Origin of the sequence: Paraburkholderia sp. XV, assembly GCF_020177535.1 — a bacterium.
Lineage (GTDB): Bacteria > Pseudomonadota > Gammaproteobacteria > Burkholderiales > Burkholderiaceae > Paraburkholderia > Paraburkholderia caribensis.
Window position 1 is genome coordinate 1 of record NZ_JAGUUD010000041.1, and the last position, 17,350, is coordinate 17,350.

18 protein-coding genes are annotated in these 17,350 nt (G+C 61.7%); 9 read left to right on the plus strand and 9 right to left on the minus strand.

Annotation, left to right across the window (positions count from 1 at the left end; translation table 11 throughout):
• Positions 1 to 184: 184 nt before the first annotated feature.
• From KFO72_RS19985 to KFO72_RS20000, 4 genes are read right to left on the minus strand one after another with little or no spacing between them, the layout of a single operon-like run.
• Complete coding sequence (locus KFO72_RS19985; RefSeq protein ID WP_054931644.1) at positions 185 to 1,114, minus strand: dihydrodipicolinate synthase family protein; 930 nt, start codon at positions 1,112 to 1,114, stop codon at positions 185 to 187.
• A gap of 45 nt (positions 1,115 to 1,159) precedes the next feature.
• On the minus strand, positions 1,160 to 2,509 hold the full coding sequence (locus tag KFO72_RS19990) for an MFS transporter (RefSeq protein ID WP_225032837.1): 1,350 nt from the start codon (positions 2,507 to 2,509) through the stop codon (positions 1,160 to 1,162).
• A 49-nt stretch (positions 2,510 to 2,558) separates the two neighbouring features.
• The gene (locus KFO72_RS19995; protein ID WP_225032838.1) at positions 2,559 to 4,148 is read right to left on the minus strand and encodes an aldehyde dehydrogenase (NADP(+)); all 1,590 of its coding nucleotides are present in this window, start codon (positions 4,146 to 4,148) and stop codon (positions 2,559 to 2,561) included.
• Positions 4,149 to 4,159: 11 nt separating this feature from the next.
• On the minus strand, positions 4,160 to 5,893 hold the full coding sequence (locus KFO72_RS20000) for an IlvD/Edd family dehydratase (RefSeq protein WP_060610006.1): 1,734 nt from the start codon (positions 5,891 to 5,893) through the stop codon (positions 4,160 to 4,162).
• Between the two features lie 165 nt (positions 5,894 to 6,058).
• Here KFO72_RS20000 and KFO72_RS20005 point away from each other — a divergent pair, with 165 nt between their 5' ends.
• On the plus strand, positions 6,059 to 7,009 hold the full coding sequence (locus KFO72_RS20005) for a LysR family transcriptional regulator (protein WP_225032839.1): 951 nt from the start codon (positions 6,059 to 6,061) through the stop codon (positions 7,007 to 7,009).
• A 63-nt stretch (positions 7,010 to 7,072) separates the two neighbouring features.
• Here KFO72_RS20005 and KFO72_RS20010 read toward each other — a convergent pair whose 3' ends face one another.
• Positions 7,073 to 7,723, minus strand: a complete 651-nt coding sequence (locus KFO72_RS20010) for a fumarylacetoacetate hydrolase family protein (RefSeq protein WP_225032840.1) — start codon at positions 7,721 to 7,723, stop codon at positions 7,073 to 7,075.
• 124 nt (positions 7,724 to 7,847) lie between these two features.
• Entirely contained in the window at positions 7,848 to 9,260 is a 1,413-nt protein-coding gene (locus tag KFO72_RS20015) for a PLP-dependent aminotransferase family protein (protein ID WP_412101789.1), read from the minus strand.
• 255 nt (positions 9,261 to 9,515) lie between these two features.
• Here KFO72_RS20015 and KFO72_RS20020 point away from each other — a divergent pair, with 255 nt between their 5' ends.
• From KFO72_RS20020 to KFO72_RS20055, 8 genes are all read left to right on the plus strand, one after another.
• Entirely contained in the window at positions 9,516 to 9,800 is a 285-nt protein-coding gene (locus KFO72_RS20020) for a DUF3331 domain-containing protein (protein WP_082433861.1), read from the plus strand.
• A gap of 13 nt (positions 9,801 to 9,813) precedes the next feature.
• Complete coding sequence (locus KFO72_RS20025) at positions 9,814 to 10,524, plus strand: SDR family NAD(P)-dependent oxidoreductase (protein ID WP_225032842.1); 711 nt, start codon at positions 9,814 to 9,816, stop codon at positions 10,522 to 10,524.
• A 48-nt stretch (positions 10,525 to 10,572) separates the two neighbouring features.
• Positions 10,573 to 11,529, plus strand: a complete 957-nt coding sequence (locus tag KFO72_RS20030) for an AraC family transcriptional regulator (RefSeq protein ID WP_225032843.1) — start codon at positions 10,573 to 10,575, stop codon at positions 11,527 to 11,529.
• 262 nt (positions 11,530 to 11,791) lie between these two features.
• The gene (locus tag KFO72_RS20035; RefSeq protein ID WP_062917623.1) at positions 11,792 to 12,427 is read left to right on the plus strand and encodes a nitroreductase family protein; all 636 of its coding nucleotides are present in this window, start codon (positions 11,792 to 11,794) and stop codon (positions 12,425 to 12,427) included.
• Positions 12,428 to 12,550: 123 nt separating this feature from the next.
• Positions 12,551 to 13,096: a carboxymuconolactone decarboxylase family protein gene (locus tag KFO72_RS20040; RefSeq protein ID WP_225032844.1), complete on the plus strand. Its 546-nt coding sequence runs from the start codon at positions 12,551 to 12,553 to the stop codon at positions 13,094 to 13,096.
• Between the two features lie 183 nt (positions 13,097 to 13,279).
• Entirely contained in the window at positions 13,280 to 13,975 is a 696-nt protein-coding gene (locus KFO72_RS20045) for a glutathione S-transferase N-terminal domain-containing protein (protein WP_225032845.1), read from the plus strand.
• 61 nt (positions 13,976 to 14,036) lie between these two features.
• Positions 14,037 to 14,456: a cupin domain-containing protein gene (locus KFO72_RS20050; RefSeq protein ID WP_035995878.1), complete on the plus strand. Its 420-nt coding sequence runs from the start codon at positions 14,037 to 14,039 to the stop codon at positions 14,454 to 14,456.
• A 153-nt stretch (positions 14,457 to 14,609) separates the two neighbouring features.
• Entirely contained in the window at positions 14,610 to 15,083 is a 474-nt protein-coding gene (locus KFO72_RS20055) for a DUF3788 domain-containing protein (RefSeq protein WP_062918801.1), read from the plus strand.
• 424 nt (positions 15,084 to 15,507) lie between these two features.
• On the opposite strand, the gene KFO72_RS20060 is transcribed toward KFO72_RS20055, so the two are convergent.
• The 3 genes from KFO72_RS20060 to KFO72_RS20070 all read right to left on the minus strand — a co-directional run bounded on the left by KFO72_RS20060 (position 15,508) and on the right by KFO72_RS20070 (position 17,312).
• Positions 15,508 to 15,918 (minus strand): hypothetical protein, encoded by a 411-nt coding sequence (locus KFO72_RS20060; protein WP_225032846.1) that lies wholly within the window; start codon positions 15,916 to 15,918, stop codon positions 15,508 to 15,510.
• 110 nt (positions 15,919 to 16,028) lie between these two features.
• A complete protein-coding gene (locus KFO72_RS20065; protein WP_035996276.1) occupies positions 16,029 to 16,217 on the minus strand; it encodes a hypothetical protein in 189 nt (62 codons plus the stop codon).
• A gap of 189 nt (positions 16,218 to 16,406) precedes the next feature.
• On the minus strand, positions 16,407 to 17,312 hold the full coding sequence (locus tag KFO72_RS20070; RefSeq protein ID WP_054931623.1) for a LysR family transcriptional regulator: 906 nt from the start codon (positions 17,310 to 17,312) through the stop codon (positions 16,407 to 16,409).
• Between the last annotated feature and the right edge of the window lie 38 nt (positions 17,313 to 17,350).

The window sequence follows — 17,350 nt, forward strand, 5'->3', positions numbered from 1 at the left end:
CGCCCCGCACAGGGGCGACGCCTGAAGCACGCTAACAATTCGCGGATGCCAGCGAGGCAAAACGAATCGCGGACGCCAGCGCAAACACCAAAAACAACCGAACGGCGACGCGCGAAGCACGCTAACAATCCGCGGATGCCAGCGCAAGGGCAAACACACCGGCCAGCGCTAACCCCCTACACCTTCACTTCCCCCACCTCAACACCATCGGATCAAGCCCCCGCGCAATCTCAATCAGTTCAGCGCGCGTATCCGGATGCATCGCCGGCAGCGGATGCCGCGGCGCCTCGCATGCGATCACCCCTCCCTCCTTCATCAGCGCCTTCGCAGCAAGCAAACCCGTCTGACGGTTCTCGTGATTGATCAGCGGCAGCCAGCGCTGATACTGCGCAAACGCCTCATCGCGCTTGCCTTCGCGGAACGCTTCGAGAATCGGCCGAATGCCGTCCGGATAGCCGCCGCCCGTCATCGACCCCGTCGCGCCCGCGTTGAGATCCGCGAACAGTGTGATCGCCTCCTCGCCGTCCCACGGACCTTCCACGGCATCGCCGCCGAGACGGATCAGCTCGCGCAGCTTCGCAGCCGCGCCCGGCGTTTCGATCTTGAAGTACGACACCTGTTCGAGCTCACGCGCCATCCGCGCAAGAAATGCCGCCGACAGCACAGTGCCGCTCGCAGGCGCATCCTGAATCATGATGGGAATGTCGATGCCGTCCGACAGCCGCGCGTAGAACTCGTAAATCTGCGTCTCGGGCACACGGAACGTCGCGCCGTGATAAGGCGGCATCACCATCACCATCGACGCGCCCTGCTCCTGCGCTCGACGGCTGCGCTCGACACACACAGCGCTGCTGTAGTGGCTCGTCGTCACGATGACGGGCACGCGTCCCGCAACGTGTTCGAGCATCGCCCGCGTGAGCGTCTCGCGTTCGTCGTCGGAGAGCGCGAACTGCTCGGAGAAGTTCGCGAGAATGCACAGACCGTCCGAACCCGCGTCGATCATGAAATCGACGACCCGCTTCTGGCTTTCCAGATCGAGCGCGCCCGTTTCGGTGAAAGTGGTCGGCACTACAGGGAAGATGCCGCGATAGCGTGGAGTGCGTTGTGAAGTCATGACTTGGGTTCCGCTAGAAATGTGTTGAACAGGTCACACGCGCACTCAACGCGCATGCGTCTTCGGTTCGGGCAACGACGCCCGCACGACGAACGTGATCACGACAGCGAACAGCAGCGTCGCGGACAGGAAATAAAGGCCGGACGCGAGACTGCCCGTCGCATCCTTGATGAGGCCGATGCCGTATGGTCCCACGTAGCCGCCCAGGTTCGCGAGCGAATTGATCGTCGCGATGCCGACGGCCGCGCGCGCACCCGACAGAAACTGGCCGGGCAGCGCCCACACTACCGCCTGGATCGAATACAGCGAGAACGCCGTCAGGCAGATGAACAGGAATTGCAGCGCGGGCGCATGCGTCCATGCACTCAGCGCCATCGTGAGCGCCGCGAAAGCGGACACGACGACGATATGCCAGTACCGCTCGCGCTTGCGATCCGAATGTCGCGGCACGACACACAGTCCGACCACCGCGAACAGATACGGCACTGCCGACAGCAGGCCCGTCACGGCATCGGTGACGCCGAACGCCTTGATGATGGTCGGCAGCCACAACGACAAACCATAGATGCTCAACGGAAACGGCAGGAACAGCAGCGCGAGCAGCAGCACGCGTTTGTCCTTCAGCGCGGCCAGCGGATTGCCGTGCGACTGCAACCCATATGACGCGCTATCGGCGGCGAGTTCGCGTTCGATCCACGCGCGGTCCGACGCCGCAAGCCACTTCGCATTCGCGGGCGACTCGGGCAGCACGCGCAAGGTCGGCACGCACAGCAGCACGGCGGGCAGACCGCTCAGCACGAACAGCGTCTGCCAGTTCGACAGGCCGAACACGCCGTGCGTCGACAGCACGAGGCCCGCAACGGGTCCCGTCAGAATCCCCGCAAGCGGTTGCGCGAGCACCAGCAGGCCGATGATGCGCGCGCGATGACGCATCGGAAACCACTTGGTGAGAAAGTACAGAATGCCCGGATACAGACCCGCTTCCGCCGCGCCGAGCAGAAAGCGCAGCACGTAGAAGCTCGTCGGTCCGCTGACGAGCGACATCGCCATCGTGATGACGCCCCACGTGAACAGAATCCGCGCAAACCATACGCGCGCGCCGAAGCGTTCGAGCGCGAGGTTGCTCGGCACTTCGCACAGAAAATAGCCGATGAAGAACAGCCCCGCGCCGAGGCCATAGGACGCGTCGCTGAGTCCGACGGCCGCGTTCATGTGCAGCTTCGCGAAGCCGACCACGGAGCGGTCGATATACGCGACGACGTAAATCAGCGCGAGAAACGGAATCAGCCGGCGAACCAGCAGGCTCATGATCCGCTGTTCGTCGGCGAGCGCCGCGCCCGTGCCCGCATCGACTGCGGGTGCGGCCTGCTGCGCGCTGGCGTAAGGTGTGGTCATTGCGATGTCTCCATCATGTCGTTATGTACTGCGTTGAGAGCTTGCTTACTCAACCAGGCGTTCGCTCGTGCCGCCCCGCGAATCGCCGATGCACACCAAGCGGATTCGCATCGCGCAACGCTTCGGGCAACAGCGCGGCGGGCAGGTTCTGATAGCAGACGGGACGCATGTATCGCTCGATCGCCGCCGTGCCGACCGACGTGCTGCGTCCATCGGATGTCGCGGGGAACGGGCCGCCGTGCACCATCGCATCGCAGACTTCGACGCCCGTCGGAAAACCGTTCGCGAGAATACGGCCCGCCTTGCGTTCGAGTACCGGCAGCAGCGCTTGCGCGGCGGGCTGATCGGCGTCGTCGAGATGCAGCGTGATCGTCAGTTGCCCTTCGATCCGGTTCAACACCGTGCGCAACTCATCAGCATCGGCGCACTCGACCAGCACGCTGCACGGGCCGAACACTTCGTCAGCCAGCGTGTGATCCGCGAGCAGGCTCCTGGCACTCACGCGGAACAACACGGCTTGCGCGCGCCGGCTGCCCGCCTCGGGCGCCTTGCCGCGCGCGAGCGTCGTCACAGCGGGTTTCGCCGCGAACCGTTCGATACCTGCCTCGTACGCGCGCAGGATGCCGCCGGTGAGCATCACGCCCGCCTGCACGCCGTCAATGCTCTGCGCGGCTGTTGCAGCGAAACGTTCGAAACCTTCGCCCGCAATGCCGAGCATCAAGCCCGGATTCGTACAGAACTGCCCGCAACCCAGCGTCACCGATGCGACGAAATCGCGTGCCAGCGTTTCGGCGCGCGAGGCCAGCGCCGCCGGCATCAGCAGATTCGGGTTCACACTGCTCATTTCCGCGTAGACGGGAATCGGCTCGGCTCGCGCGTTCGCAATCGCCATCAATGCACGTCCGCCCGCGCGCGAACCCGTGAAGCCCACGGCCTTGATAGACGGATGCGCGACGAGCGCCGCGCCCACTTCATGGCCCGCGTCGAACAACATCGAGAACACGCCTTCGGGCAGTTCTGCGTGACGCACGGCCTCCTGAATCGCGCGGCCTACCAGTTCCGACGTGCCTGGATGCGCCGGATGCGCCTTCACGACAACGGGGCAGCCCGCTGCCAGCGCCGCAGCCGTATCGCCGCCCGCGACCGAAAACGCGAGCGGAAAATTGCTCGCGCCGAACACGGCAACGGGGCCGACGCCGATACGCTGAAAGCGCAGATCGGTGCGCGGCGGTTGGCGTTCGGGCAACGCGGGTTCGATGCGCGCATCGAGTGCGTCGCCGCTGCGCACGAGCGCCGCGAACATGCGCAACTGGTTTGCCGTACGCGCGCGCTCGCCTTCGAGACGCGCTTTCGGCAAGCCCGATTCGCTCATCGCGCGTTCGATCAGCGCGTCGCCGAGCGCTTCGATGCGCGCGGCGATGTCGTCGAGAACACCCGCGCGGCGCTCGGCGGGCAGCGTGCGGTAGGCGTCGAATGCGCTTTCCGCCAATGCGCAGGCGGCGTCGACATCGCCCACTTGCGCGCTGTAATACGTCGGCGCTTGCAGCACCTGTTCCGTTGCCGCATCGACGGCATGAAACCCGGCGCCTTGTCCGCGCCGCGCGCTTGCGCCTATCAGCAGTTCACCTGTCAGATTCATTCGTTCTCTCCTCAATGCGAATGGCGCGGCACGTCTGCGCCCCGGCAGCCGACGAGAAAGTCCAGATCGCAACCCTCGTCCGCCTGCAATACGTGATCGATATACAGCCGCTGATAACCGCCGCCGGCGGGCATCGCGGGCGGCGTGTGGCTGTCGAGGCGGCGCGCCAGTTCTTCGTCGCTGATATCGACGCGCAACGTGCCCGCATCGCAATCCAGCTCGATCCAGTCGCCGTCCTGCACAGCGGCAAGCGGGCCGCCGTCGGCTGCTTCCGGCGTCACGTGCAAGACGACCGTGCCGTATGCCGTGCCGCTCATCCGCGCATCCGAGATGCGCACCATGTCCTTCACGCCCTGACGCAACAGCTTCGGCGGCAAGCCCATGTTGCCGACTTCGGCCATGCCCGGATAACCCTTCGGCCCGCAGTTCTTCAGCACCAGCACGGAGCTCGCGTCGACGTCGAGCGTTTCATCGACGATGCGTGCCTTGTAGTGCTCGAAGTTCTCGAACACGACGGCACGTCCGCGATGCTTGAGCAATGCAGGCGTCGCCGCCGACGGCTTCAGCACCGCGCCGCGCGGCGCGAGATTGCCGCGCAGCACACGGATGCCGCCGTCCTTCACGAGCGGCTTGTCGAGCGGGCGGATCACTTCGTCGTTGTAGATGGGCGCATCCATCACGTTGTGCCATAACGCCTTGCCGTTCGCCGTCAGCGCGCCCGGATGCGGCAGCAGGTCGGCTTCGCCGAGTCGGCGCAGCACGGCGGGCAAGCCGCCCGCGTAATAAAACTCTTCCATCAGAAAGCGGCCCGACGGCATCAGGTCGACGATGGTCGGCGTATTGCGTCCGATCCGTACCCAGTCGTCCAGATCGAGCTGCACGCCGATGCGCCCGGCAATCGCCTTCAGGTGAATCACCGCGTTAGTCGAACCGCCAATCGCCGCATTGACGCGAATCGCGTTCAGGAACGCTTCGCGCGTGAGAATCTTCGACAGCGTGAGCCCTTCGTGGGCCATCTCGACGATGCGCATGCCCGACATATGCGCGAGCACGTAGCGGCGCGCGTCGACAGCGGGAATGGCCGCGTTGTGCGGCAGCGACGTGCCGAGCGCTTCCGCCATGCACGCCATCGTCGATGCCGTGCCCATCGTGTTGCAAGTGCCCGCCGAGCGCGACATGCCTGCTTCAGCCGAGAGGAACTTGTGCAGATCGATCTCGCCCGCCTTCAGCGATTCGTGCAGTTGCCAGACGGCCGTGCCCGAACCGATGTCCTTGCCGTCGAGCTTGCCGTTCAGCATCGGGCCGCCCGTCACGACGATCGCGGGCACGTCGCAGCTCGCCGCGCCCATCAGCAGCGCGGGCGTGGTCTTGTCGCAGCCGGTGAGCAGCACGACGGCGTCGATGGGATTGCCGCGAATCGCCTCTTCGACGTCCATCGCCGCGAGATTGCGCGTGAGCATCGCCGTGGGGCGCAGATTTGATTCGCCATTGGAAAACACGGGGAATTCGACGGGAAAGCCGCCCGCTTCGTAGATGCCGCGCTTCACGTGCTCGGCGATCTTGCGGAAGTGCGCGTTGCACGGCGTGAGTTCCGACCACGTGTTGCAGATGCCGATAACCGGCCGGCCGTCGAATTCGTGATCAGGGATGCCCTGATTCTTCATCCAGCTTCGATACATGAAGCCGTTCTTGTCAGCCGTGCCGAACCATTGGGCCGAGCGCAGCTTGGTTTTCTTATCCGACATGCTTACTTCCTGAAGGCAAGTGCTGATGTTTGCGCAACCGTGTGGGACGGAACGAAGGGTGGTTGCGGATCATGGGGAAATGAGCAGTCTACGAAGCAGTCTGATATCTTTCTAATGAAAATTGGCATCGAACCGATATCGCTTTAATTATTGGTATTAACCCTTATGCTTGATTCGAACCCCTGGTATGTCCGCACGCGGCTGAAGACGAGGCAATTGCTGCTGCTCGTCGCGCTCGACGAAGAAGGCAATATCCACCGCGCCGCCGACGCGCTGAGCATGTCCCAGCCCGCCGCGTCGAAGCTGCTGCGCGAACTGGAGGAGATGCTGGATGCGCCGCTGTTCGAACGGATGCCGCGCGGCATGCGGCCGACGCTGTACGGCGAGGTGATGATTCGCCACGCGCGCTCGGTGGTCGGCAGTCTCGATCAGGCGCGTGAGGAAGTGCTCGCGCTGAAAGCGGGGCAACTCGGGCGCGTGGCCGTCGGCACGATCACGTCGCCCGCCGTCAGCCTGCTGCCCGCCGCGATTGCGCAGGTCAAGCAGCAGCATCCTGGCTTGAGCGTGAGTGTCGAGATCGACAGCAGCAATGTGCTGCTCGAAAGCCTTGCGCAGGACAAGCTCGATCTCGTGATTGGCCGGCTCTCCGTCGAACATGACAAGCTGCATTTGCGCTACGAGCCTCTCGCGGAAGAACAGGCGCTGGCGGTCGCCCGATCCGGTCATCCGTTGCTGGCGGCGCCGTCGCTGACGCTGGCGGATGTAGTCGACGCGTCATGGGTCGTGCCGCCCGCGCAAAGCGTGCTGCGCCATCGCTTCGAGCTGATGTTCCAGCGTCAAAGCCTCGCGCCGCCGTCCAACGTGGTCGAGAGCGCGGAACTGCTGTTCGTCACCAGCCTGCTGTCGCAAAGCGACATGCTCGCCGTGCTCGCCGCCGAGGTCGCGCACTACTATGCGGCGCACGGGCTGCTGTCGATTCTGCCGCTCGACATGCCGCTGCGGATGGACGACTTCGGCATCATCACGCGCACCGGGCAGTTGCTGTCGCCCGCTTCGACACAAGTGGTACGCGCGTTGAAGCAGGTGGCGGGCGAGCTTTACGGCGCGATCACGTAACGCTCGATACGTGCCGCGGCCGCCCGCTGCGTACAGTCGTAGCGGTTCATCGGCGCGCTCTGTTTATGCGGCGACGGTGCGTTGCTGCTGCTCGCCGAGTCCTTCGATACCGAGGCGCATCGTCTGCCCCGCGCGCAGATAGACGGGCTCGGGCTTGTGCCCCATGCCGACACCTGGCGGCGTGCCCGTCGAGATCACATCGCCCGGTTGCAGGCTCATGAAGCGGCTCAGGTACGCGACGATCTGCGCGACGTTGAAGATCATCGTGCTGGTATTGCCGTTCTGATAACGCTTGCCGTCCACTTCGAGCCAGAGGCCGAGGCGCTGCGGATCGGGGATTTCGTCGGCGGTGACGAGCCATGGGCCGATCGGGCCGAACGTGTCGCAGCCCTTGCCCTTGTCCCAGATGCCGCCGCGCTCGATCTGATATTCGCGTTCGGAGACATCGTTGACGACGCAATAGCCCGCCACGTGACTGAGCGCGTCGGCTTCGTCGATATACGCGCCGCCCTTGCCGATCACGACGCCCAGCTCGACTTCCCAGTCGGTCTTTTGCGAGCCGCGCGGAATGCGTACGTCGCGTTCCAGCGATTCCGGCAAAAGCGTCGAGCCAGCGACGTCGTCGATCACGCCGGACAGATCGCGTATTGCGCCGTTGCGGTCGAGCATGCCGGGCTTCTCGTGACCGGGGGCGCCATATCGCAGCAATTTCATGTGATTCCTCGTTTCCAGTTGACTGAGCTACATTGCGTCTGCCGCACAATGTAGGGAAACGGGGCGGGGTTGAATAATGAAAAGCTGCTGCGCGGGCGATAACTTCTGGTTATCCCCGCGCGTCTCATGAGCGATATCGGTCGATGATCTCGAACAGTCGCTGACACGATGTCGCGAGGTGCTGTTCAGGTGCTGTCGCAACCCCGAGCAAAAGGCCGGGTAGAGTCCAGGACGGATTCGCGAACCACACGGACAATGGCGATGGCCCCATGCCAGCCGTCATCGCTTCACGAACAATCCGCACGTCGGGTGCGCCGTCGGGGAGTCGAAGAAGTACTGCCAGGCCAGCGCTCACCCACTCCGCGTCGCGCATTCGCAACTGCTCGCATAGTGCGTGACGCTGGGCCGAATATTGACGCTTGAGCCGGCGCACCCGCCGGAGGTAGTGGCCGTCACGCATGAATTGAGCCGTGGCGAGTTGAATAACGGGTGATGGCGCGGGAGCAAGCGTTGCGGCGACCTCGGAGAACGCGTTGGCCAGTTCGGTCGGCGCCACGACGAATCCAAGCCGCAGAGCCGGGTTGACAGTCTTGCTGAAAGAACCGATGTGGATGACCCGTTTGCCCTCGCCCAGCGACGCCATGGCAGGTGCCGGCCTGCCTTCCAGTTGTAGCTCACCCAGGTAGTCGTCTTCAATGATCCATGCACCGCTCGAAGTCGCCCACTCGAGCACCTGAAGACGTCGCCGCAACGACAGGGTCGAGCCCAAAGGAGCCTGTTGACCGGGCGTCAAGACGGCTAACGCGGCGTCCGCGGCCCTCTCGATACCATAGTCCACGTTGATTCCGTCTGCATCCACCGGTATCGGCACGATATTCAGGCGAGCGAGTTCCAATCCCTTCCGGGTGACCATGAAACCGGGCTCTTCCATCCAGACTTTCTTACCGTCCAAACCCAACACCCGTAGTGCCAGGCCCAAGCCGGAGCTGTATCCGGAAGTGACAAACACCTGCTCAGGATGGCAGTGAAAGTTTCTGGCAATGGAGAGATTGCCCGCGATTTCCCTGCGCAGTTCGAGTTCCCCTCTTGGGTCGGGATAGAGCAGGGACGATAAACATCCTGTTTTCAGCAGATTGGAAGAGCGCGCCCGTGAAAAAAGCTTCTCCGGTAGCCCTTCAAACGCCGGAATGCCGAGCTGGAAGATTGCCGGTCCAGCGTTCATCTCCTCATAGGCCCGCATGAACGTTCCGAGCCGCGGCGCTTTGGGCAGAGTTGCCGCCACGCGGAGCCGCGGGGCCACGCGCGTGCCCCCTGCCCCGAATGTTTCGATCATCTGCGCGTCGGACAACCGTTCATATGCCGCTTGAACCGTTCCGCGCGCCACGCCGAGTTGTGCGGCCAGGTCCTGCCACGAGGGCAGCCGGGTACCAGGAGCCAGCACACCTGACTCTATGGCCCGACTGATGCTCTCGCGAATCTGTTCTGCCAGGGAAAGCTTCGCTGTCCGATCGAGCTGAATCTGCAAGTCCGAATCCATGTTCTTGGTACACACAAAAGTGAATGATCTTGGTTCTTCTGTTCGTACCATCGATGGTACAGAATAAACACACCATCGTTGATATCAATGTAGGGCCAACGCGGAGATAGCTGGCCATGATCATTCGTCCGATTCTGTCTGCGTTTTGCGTGAAAGCCGATCATACGAGCACGACGCCAAAGCCCGAACGCCAACCATTCCCGGGAACCCATTCGGCCCTGCCGATAAGGTTTTGATGATGAGCGATGCCCGACCATGCAAAACGAACGATCGCCCTTGCACATCTCAATCGTGGAGAAGCTGTCGCCGACGACAATCAGCATACGCTGGAGCGACCCCTGTCTCGGTCATTACGCGAATCAGGTCTGGGGGATGGGTCTTGCGCGCGCGGATGCGATTTGTGTGCTGTCCGGCAAGCCGATACGCCGCGGCGATTCGATATTCCGTCCGCGCGTATATGGATCGCAAGTGCCCGTCAATCGCCACCGCATGATTCTGGCTTCCGCAGTCTCCGGCCTTCTCCACAGACCATCACGATAAAAGGTACTAAAGCATGAGCACGTCACGGAAGGTTGTCCTCGTTACCGGCGCGTCGCGCGGGATCGGCGCTGCGATCGTTCGCGCATTCCGCGAGCTCGACTATGCCGTCGTTGCAACCTCGCGCTCGATCAGTCCTTCGGACGACGCGAATGTCCTGACGGTAGCCGGGGATATCGCTGATCCCGCCGTCGCGCAGCGCGTCATTGCCGAAGGCATTGCCCGATTTGGCCGGATCGACACGCTGGTGAACAATGCAGGCATTTACATCGGAAAGCCTTTCACCGAACACACCGCCGAAGACTACGCTGCTGTGATGGATGTGAATATGAAGGGCTTCTTTTACATCACGCAACTCGCCATCGCCGAAATGGAGAGGCGTTCGAGTGGTCATGTGGTTAGCGTGACCGCCAGCATCGCCGACACGGCTTATACCGGTGTGTATTCCGTCCTGGCAGCGCTGAGCAAGGGCGGTCTCAATGCCGCGACAAAGTCGCTAGCGATCGAGTACGCGCGCAAGGGTATTCGCGTGAATGCTGTTGCGCCCGGAATCATCAAATCGCCGATGCATGCGCCGGAGACTCATGATGCACTCGGGGCGTTTAATCCGCTGGGACATATAGGGGAGATGAGCGATATCGCGGACGCGATTCTCTTTCTTGATTCCGCACCGTTTATCACAGGAGAGATCCTGCACGTCGACGGCGGGCAAAGTGCCGGCCGCTGAGATACGCCACATTTCAATCTTTCCTGTGCTGAGGCCTAAGGGAGTCCTATGTCCCAAGTCGACTGGCTGAGTCACCTGTTGCAAATGATCACCATCACTGGCCGGCTGGAGGTTCGTTGTACCTACGGCGCGCCATGGCGTGTGGCCTGGGCCGAGTCGGCAGCGAATGAGATCCCCTATCACGTCGTGCTCAAGGGAAAGGCCATCGTTGAGAATCCGGAGACAGGCATGGCCAGACAACTGGTGGGCGGCGACATCGTGCTAATGCCTCACGGTTCGGCGCACGTACTGCACGACGGCAGCGGACGTGCCCCTGGGCCCACTCACGAACGCGAAAGTTCTGCCGGGTTGACACTCAGCGAGAATGACGGCAAGGGCGATCATCTGGACATGTTGTGCGGGCGATTCTTCATTGGACCGCCTCATGACCGGCTGATTCGCAATTACCTGCCCACAGATGTGGTGGTACGGACCATGAGTGGCGATGGTGAAAAGAGCATCGCGTCTGCTTCGAATCAGCTCGCCAGTTTTGTGGGGCTGATGCGCGACGAGTCCACGGGCGACAAGGTAGGCGGAAACGCGATCCTCAATGCACTCAGTTCGGCGCTGTTCACGCTGGTGTTGCGCGAGGCGAGCGAATCCGACCAGGCACCGGCAGGCTTGTTGGCGCTCGCCGGTCATCCACGACTGGCTCCCGCGATTACCGCCATGTTCTCCGATCCCACCCGGCCCTGGAGTCTGCCCGATCTGGCCGCCTTGTGCAGCATGTCACGCGCCACCTTCATGCGGCACTTCCAGGACACGCTCGGGCGCTCGGCCATCGACCTGCTGACGGATATCCGCATCAGCCTGGCTGCTAACGAGCTGAAGAATTCGAGGCTGAGTACGGAAGCGGTCGCCGAATCGGTCGGGTACCAGTCCGTATCGTCATTCCGGCGGCTGTTCGCCGACCGGATGGGAATGACGGCGGGTGAATGGCGCCGTCTGGCCCGCAAGTGCCAGTAGCGGGCCGGCGGCTCGCGAAGCGTTCTTTCATACCTGCACCTGGATCCCGATGAGACAACACGCCTGCTGCGTCCCGTGTTTTGAATTCAAAAGATAAATCGTCTGCGTTCGCTTGATCCTTTTGGACACTTTATTGAGCAAATGCAGGCGTGAAATTGCTTTCGCGTGAGCCTACATTAGAGGCTCCTGATCACCTGATGAAGGCCTCGCACCGAAAGCACCCGTGCACCGCAATCTCTCTCCCGCAATCATAGGAATCGCCATGAACAATGGAACCACCATGACCAATGCAGTCATCGAATGCATCCTGAGCCGCAGCGCCGCCAAGTATTACGATCCCGCTGCTACCTTGAGCGACGACCAGATCCGCGAGCTGGTGCAAATCGGCACCAGTGCGCCGACATCGTTCCACTTGCAGAACTGGCGGTTCATCGCCGTGCGCACGCCTGAAGCCAAGGCACGGCTAAGTCCGATCGCCTGGAACCAGCCCGCAGTCACCGATGCGGCCGTTACCTTCATCGTCTGCGGCCAGCTGGTCGATACGAGCGTCATACCGGAGCGCCTGGCTCCGCTGGTGAGTGCAGGCGTCATGCCGGCCACGATGGTGCCGGAGTGGGAAAACCCCGCGCGCGATCTATATATGGCGTATCCGCAGCGCCGACGCGACGAAGCCGTCCGCACCGCCACGTTTGGCGCCGCGGCGATGATCTATGCCGCCCGCTCATTGGGACTGGGTTCGACACCGATGATCGGTTTCGATGCCGACGCGGTGCACCGCGAGTTCGGTCTGGCTGCGGACGAAGTGCCCGTCCTGCTGTTGTCGATCGGAGCGGAGCGGTCAGGAAACTGGGCGCAGAAGCCGCGCCGTCCCGTGGCCGATGTATTGGCGCTCGTATAGGCAAGATACCTCGTATTTGAAGACCTGAACCGCCTCGACGCGGGTCCAGGCGTGAAGTAAACCAAGGGAACGATTAGCACAACTTTCCCCAATCAGTGAAACCCGTAACTTATAGAGACTATGATGACAAGGACTACTATCTTAAACCAGGACCAGGTACCGAACGATTCGAAGCCGACACTCGATGCGTTCACGAAAAATATCGGATTCACTCCGAATATGATGGCAGCCTTCGCGCAGAGCCCGATCGCCTTCAATGCGTGGGCGACCCTGCTCGGCTCCCTGAGCAAGGCGCTCGACGTGAAGACGCGTGACAGCATCGGCCTGGCTGTCTCCGAAGTGAACGGATGCAACTATTGCCTGACGGTCCACAGCTTTACGGCTGAGCACATGGCGAAGCTGCCGGCCGATGAAATCGTTCTCGCACGGAAGGGCCACGCAATCGATCCGAAACGGGACGCCGCCGTCCAGTTTGCGCGCAAAGTCATCGAAACCCGAGGTCAGGTCAGTGACGCCGATCTGCAAGCTGTTCGCGATGCAGGTTACACGGATGCAAACGTGATGGAAGTCGTCGCGCTGGTGGCCATGTATTCCCTCACGAACTTTTTCAACAACGTGTTCGATCCCGAGAAGGACTTTCCCGCTGTTGCGCCGGCCGGTTCGATCTGAACGCTCTTAACCCATTTGAGGTTATCCCCGCTCATCCGTGAGGAAGCCAGCAGGGCGAATAGTCCTGCCCTCCTCTGGATCTTGTCCGTTTTGCGGGGCGCCGATGGTCCCGGCACGGAGCCAAGGAAAGGAGCCGGCCATGTCACGTGCAAGGCTGGCTCCGCCCGTTCATCCAGGATCAACATGACGCTTCATCATCCCGTTTTCACGCGTTGGCCGGCGCAGTATCCCGATCGGCTACAGCTCTTTTCCTTACCGACGCCCAATGGCGTGAAGGTCGGCATCATGCTGGAGGAGACGGGCCTGGCCTACGAGGCGCACCGCATCGACATCATGGCGAACGAGAACCATGAACCGGCATTTCTCGCGCTCAACCCCAACGGCAAAATTCCCGCGATCTTCGATCCCGACGGTCCCGGCGGACGGCCCCTCCCATTGTTCGAATCGGGAGCGATCCTGATCTATCTCGCCGATAAGACGGGGCGGCTGCTCTCCACCGATCCCAACACCCGATACGAAACCATCCAATGGCTGATGTGGCAGATGGGTGGTGTCGGGCCGATGTTCGGTCAGGTTGGCTTCTTCAACAAGTTCGCCGGCAAAGCGTATGAGGACAAGCGCCCGCGCGATCGCTACGCAGCGGAATCAGCGCGGCTGCTCGGCGTTCTCGACGCGCGGCTCGCGGGCCGCGACTGGGTGATGGGCGCCGACTACAGCATCGCCGATATCTCACTGCTTGGCTGGGTGCGCAACCTCATCGGCTTTTACGAAGCGCGTGAACTCGTCGGCTTCGACCGCTTCGCACATGTCCAGCGCTGGTTCGACCGTGGTCTCGCGCGTCCGGCGGTGCAGCGCGGATTGCAAGTGGCGGCGGCCTGAAGTTAGGCCGGCATGGAACACGGAACAGCAAAGACTAGCCGACACTCAGAAGGAGAAGTCCATGAAGCTCCGAACCATCATCGCTGCCAGCTACGCGACACTTGTCATCGTGTCGGCCGGCTCCGTCTCAGCCCACGACGGCAAAGGGCAAACCGTCACGAAGAACTTCGAGGAAGTTATTCCTAATGTCCCCGGCAAGTCGCTGATCGCTGTGGAAGTCGATTACGCGCCGGACGCGGCCTCCCCGCCCCACACCCACGCGAAGTCGGCCTTTATTTACGCCTACGTGATCAAAGGTGCAATCGAGTCGAAGGTGAATGACGGTGAGACGCACATCTATCGGGCAGGCGAGAGTTGGTCCGAACCGCCGGGTGCAATCCATTCGATCAGCCGCAACGCGAGCAAGACCGAGTCGGCAAAGCTGATCGCTGTGTTTGTCCTCGACACCAATGACAATGCGCTGACCACGCCGATCAAGTAACTGAAGCCATGGATGTCGTTCTGATGGCTGCGTCGCTTGCTGCCCTTCTGGCGTCTGTCCAGACCTGGTGGCCTGGTGGCCTGACGCTCAGAGGTCGTGATCTCGCAGAAGAAGCAGTCCACCCATGAAGACGAAGATGAAGAGGAAAGCAACGTGAACCAGTCCGCCCAGATCGGCGACAGAATCGCCGACAAATCTTCACAACCTGATGAGCGCACCGTCCGCGAATGGATGGGGCCGGAGGCATTTGAACATTGGGTCGAGCTACGCAACTGGATCGAGGCATCCTACCCCGGGGTTTTCGAGCCAGATTGGCTATATGGTGGCAAGACACGCGGTTGGTCGCTGCGCTACAAGAAGACCAGGGCCTTCTGCACTCTGCTGCCGGCATACAGGCTGCTTTCGGTTCTGGTGGTCTTGGGGCGAGCTGAACGAGAGAAGTTTGAGGCCCGGCGTTATTTCTGGAGCCCACAGTTGCTCAAGCTCTACGATGAAGCTCGCGCATACCCTGACGGGAAATGGTTGACTGTCCCAATCGTATCTGCGGATGATCGGCATGAGGCGAAAGAGCTTATGAGTATGAAGCGCGCTACGCTTTCAAGCGGTCGATCGCCGCGGAAGTCCTAAAACCTGCGGCGTCGCGATTGCGAATGTAACGGCCGCGGTCGAAGAAACGGTCGACAACTATAACGAGACTCACCCGGGAAAGAGACCCGAACGTTTCTGACGCTTACTACCGACCGCACGCGCATCGCCGAAAATTCGGCCACGCCAATAAGATTATCAATATCGTTCTCTATTCTGATTCGCGCGTCACTTGTCGCTCTGCCCGCGAACCGCTCCAAGTCAGCCAGGCAGACGGATTCGCCGTAATCTTTCAGCATGCTCGCGTGCGCGACGAAGGAATTACCGCGTCTGGTGCTCGACGCCTGGATCGCGGCACCACGGTCATATAAAACCATTTGCGCCCCAGGATTCATTGAAAGTATGTTGTAATAAAATCGGCGGTCTCAGCACGGCTGCTACGCTTTTGAATTGAATGCCCCATCCATTACTGGGTACCCGATTTCATGATGCCGATATAGGAAAGGCCGACCAAACGTGTCTTCGCCGGTTTGACGCAATTGATACGAGGGGTGCAGTCATGGCGTTGAATTTTCGAGTTGTCGAGAAGGTGGCCTTTTCCGCCGTCGTGTTGTCCGCGTTGTCGTGCCTCGGATTTATCATTTGCGAGAAGTTCCCAGGTATGCTGGATTTGCTGCCGCGAGGTCAGAACGTAGCGATTAGCGAATTCGCGCTTGCCTGCCTGTTTCCGAGCGACTGTGAGCAACTGCTTGATCTCTTGAAGACGGCTGATGCGCGCAGTGCTGCGGCGCCCCTCCTGGAGCGACAGGAATAGACGTCTCCCGCCCGCGTGACGCGATATGCACATCAACCGCGTCGTGCGAATCGCGATGAACAACGCCGGCCATACTCAAATGGTTTTGGACGCTGCCAACCCCGGCGTCATTCGCACGACGCCTCCTGAATTGCTAGCCCTCCTTCACTGAGCGCCCGGTATCGCACTCGTCATCAGTGTCTCGTACGGTTGACGGTCAGGATTTCGTATCCGGGGTCGGCGTGCTCGTTCGCGACTTTGTTCGCTTCCTCATACGAGAGAAAGGAAGTGGCTTCCTTAATCTCTGGCGCCATACCGATATCGCCGTCCTCTGCGGTGCAGAGGAACTTCTCGCCAGTCTTCACGACGTAGACGGTCGTCATGTCTCCCTCCATGGATTGCAGGGGAACTTTCAGTCTAGCAGGTCGGAAGGGTTGTTGCCGTCGTTACAGGCGCCCCGGATTACACGATGTCGGCGGCACGCTCGGCGCAGTCGGCCAGGCTGTGCGTGTGCGTCGGCTTTCTCGGATCGGAACGCGTACGTACAGAGCTCGCGTTGCGGACGCCCTGCATCATCGCAAACTGCTGAATAGCTGCGCCACCATATCGCGCAGCCAGCGATTTCCCGCTTCGTGGTGATAGCGGGCGTGCCAGTGCTGCCGCACCGCAAATCCCTCCACCGGCATCGGACACGCATGCACCGACAGTTCATTCACCTTCGCCAGCGTCTCGCCGATATGCCGCGGCAGCGTGGCAATCAGGTCGGTGTTCCTGATGATGGCCCCGAGGCCGAGAAACCCAGGCAGTTCGAGTACCACGTCCCGCTCGACGTGTTCGCGCACGAGCGCCTGCTCCAGCAGTTGCGCCCCCGTCCCTGCCGCGATGGCGACATGGCCTTCGGCGCGGTACTGCTTGAGCCCGAGCTTTCCACGCACGCGCGGATGATGCTTATTGACCAGACACACCCAGTCCTGCGTGTACAACTGCTGCTGGTAAATGCCGCCGCCGAGCCAGGGCACGTGCCCGATCGCAAGGTCTGCCTCGCCAGATTCCAGCGCGCGTTCAGTATTGCCGTCGATCCTTGCCGCTTCCAGACGGATTCCGGGCGCCTGCGCGCGCACGTGCGCCAGCATTCGGGGCAGCAGCGTGATGTGGCTCGCGTCCGTCATGCAGATGCGAAACCGCCGCTTGGCGGTGGTGGGATCGAATGCAATCTCCCACGCCGCGAAGCGCCGCAGCGATTCGAGAATCTCCCGGCACGGGCCGATCAGCGCGTCGGCCTGCGGCGTCGGCGCCATGCCGCCGGGCGTACGGATAAACAGCGGGTCCTGCAGATGCTCGCGCAAACGCCCCAGCCAGATGCTGACGGTCGGCTGACTCTGTCCGAGCTGCTCCGCGACGCGCGTGACATTGCGGACATCGTAGAGAAGATCGAAAAGCTGCAGCAGTTTGAGATCGGGGAGTTCGGCCGGGTTCATAGCATTATTGCCAGTCGCAATGACGTCATTGTATCCAT

Bases quoted from the DNA above. Each gene is read 5' to 3' on its own strand.
- KFO72_RS19985 (WP_054931644.1), bottom strand. From the start codon at position 1,114: ATGACTTCACAACGCACTCCACGCTATCGCGGCATCTTCCCTGTAGTG.
- KFO72_RS19990 (WP_225032837.1), bottom strand. From the start codon at position 2,509: ATGACCACACCTTACGCCAGCGCGCAGCAGGCCGCACCCGCAGTCGAT.
- KFO72_RS19995 (WP_225032838.1), bottom strand. From the start codon at position 4,148: ATGAATCTGACAGGTGAACTGCTGATAGGCGCAAGCGCGCGGCGCGGA.
- KFO72_RS20000 (WP_060610006.1), bottom strand. From the start codon at position 5,893: ATGTCGGATAAGAAAACCAAGCTGCGCTCGGCCCAATGGTTCGGCACG.
- KFO72_RS20005 (WP_225032839.1), top strand. From the start codon at position 6,059: ATGCTTGATTCGAACCCCTGGTATGTCCGCACGCGGCTGAAGACGAGG.
- KFO72_RS20010 (WP_225032840.1), bottom strand. From the start codon at position 7,723: ATGAAATTGCTGCGATATGGCGCCCCCGGTCACGAGAAGCCCGGCATG.
- KFO72_RS20015 (WP_412101789.1), bottom strand. From the start codon at position 9,260: ATGGATTCGGACTTGCAGATTCAGCTCGATCGGACAGCGAAGCTTTCC.
- KFO72_RS20020 (WP_082433861.1), top strand. From the start codon at position 9,516: ATGCAAAACGAACGATCGCCCTTGCACATCTCAATCGTGGAGAAGCTG.
- KFO72_RS20025 (WP_225032842.1), top strand. From the start codon at position 9,814: ATGAGCACGTCACGGAAGGTTGTCCTCGTTACCGGCGCGTCGCGCGGG.
- KFO72_RS20030 (WP_225032843.1), top strand. From the start codon at position 10,573: ATGTCCCAAGTCGACTGGCTGAGTCACCTGTTGCAAATGATCACCATC.
- KFO72_RS20035 (WP_062917623.1), top strand. From the start codon at position 11,792: ATGAACAATGGAACCACCATGACCAATGCAGTCATCGAATGCATCCTG.
- KFO72_RS20040 (WP_225032844.1), top strand. From the start codon at position 12,551: ATGACAAGGACTACTATCTTAAACCAGGACCAGGTACCGAACGATTCG.
- KFO72_RS20045 (WP_225032845.1), top strand. From the start codon at position 13,280: ATGACGCTTCATCATCCCGTTTTCACGCGTTGGCCGGCGCAGTATCCC.
- KFO72_RS20050 (WP_035995878.1), top strand. From the start codon at position 14,037: ATGAAGCTCCGAACCATCATCGCTGCCAGCTACGCGACACTTGTCATC.
- KFO72_RS20065 (WP_035996276.1), bottom strand. From the start codon at position 16,217: ATGACGACCGTCTACGTCGTGAAGACTGGCGAGAAGTTCCTCTGCACC.
- KFO72_RS20070 (WP_054931623.1), bottom strand. From the start codon at position 17,312: ATGAACCCGGCCGAACTCCCCGATCTCAAACTGCTGCAGCTTTTCGAT.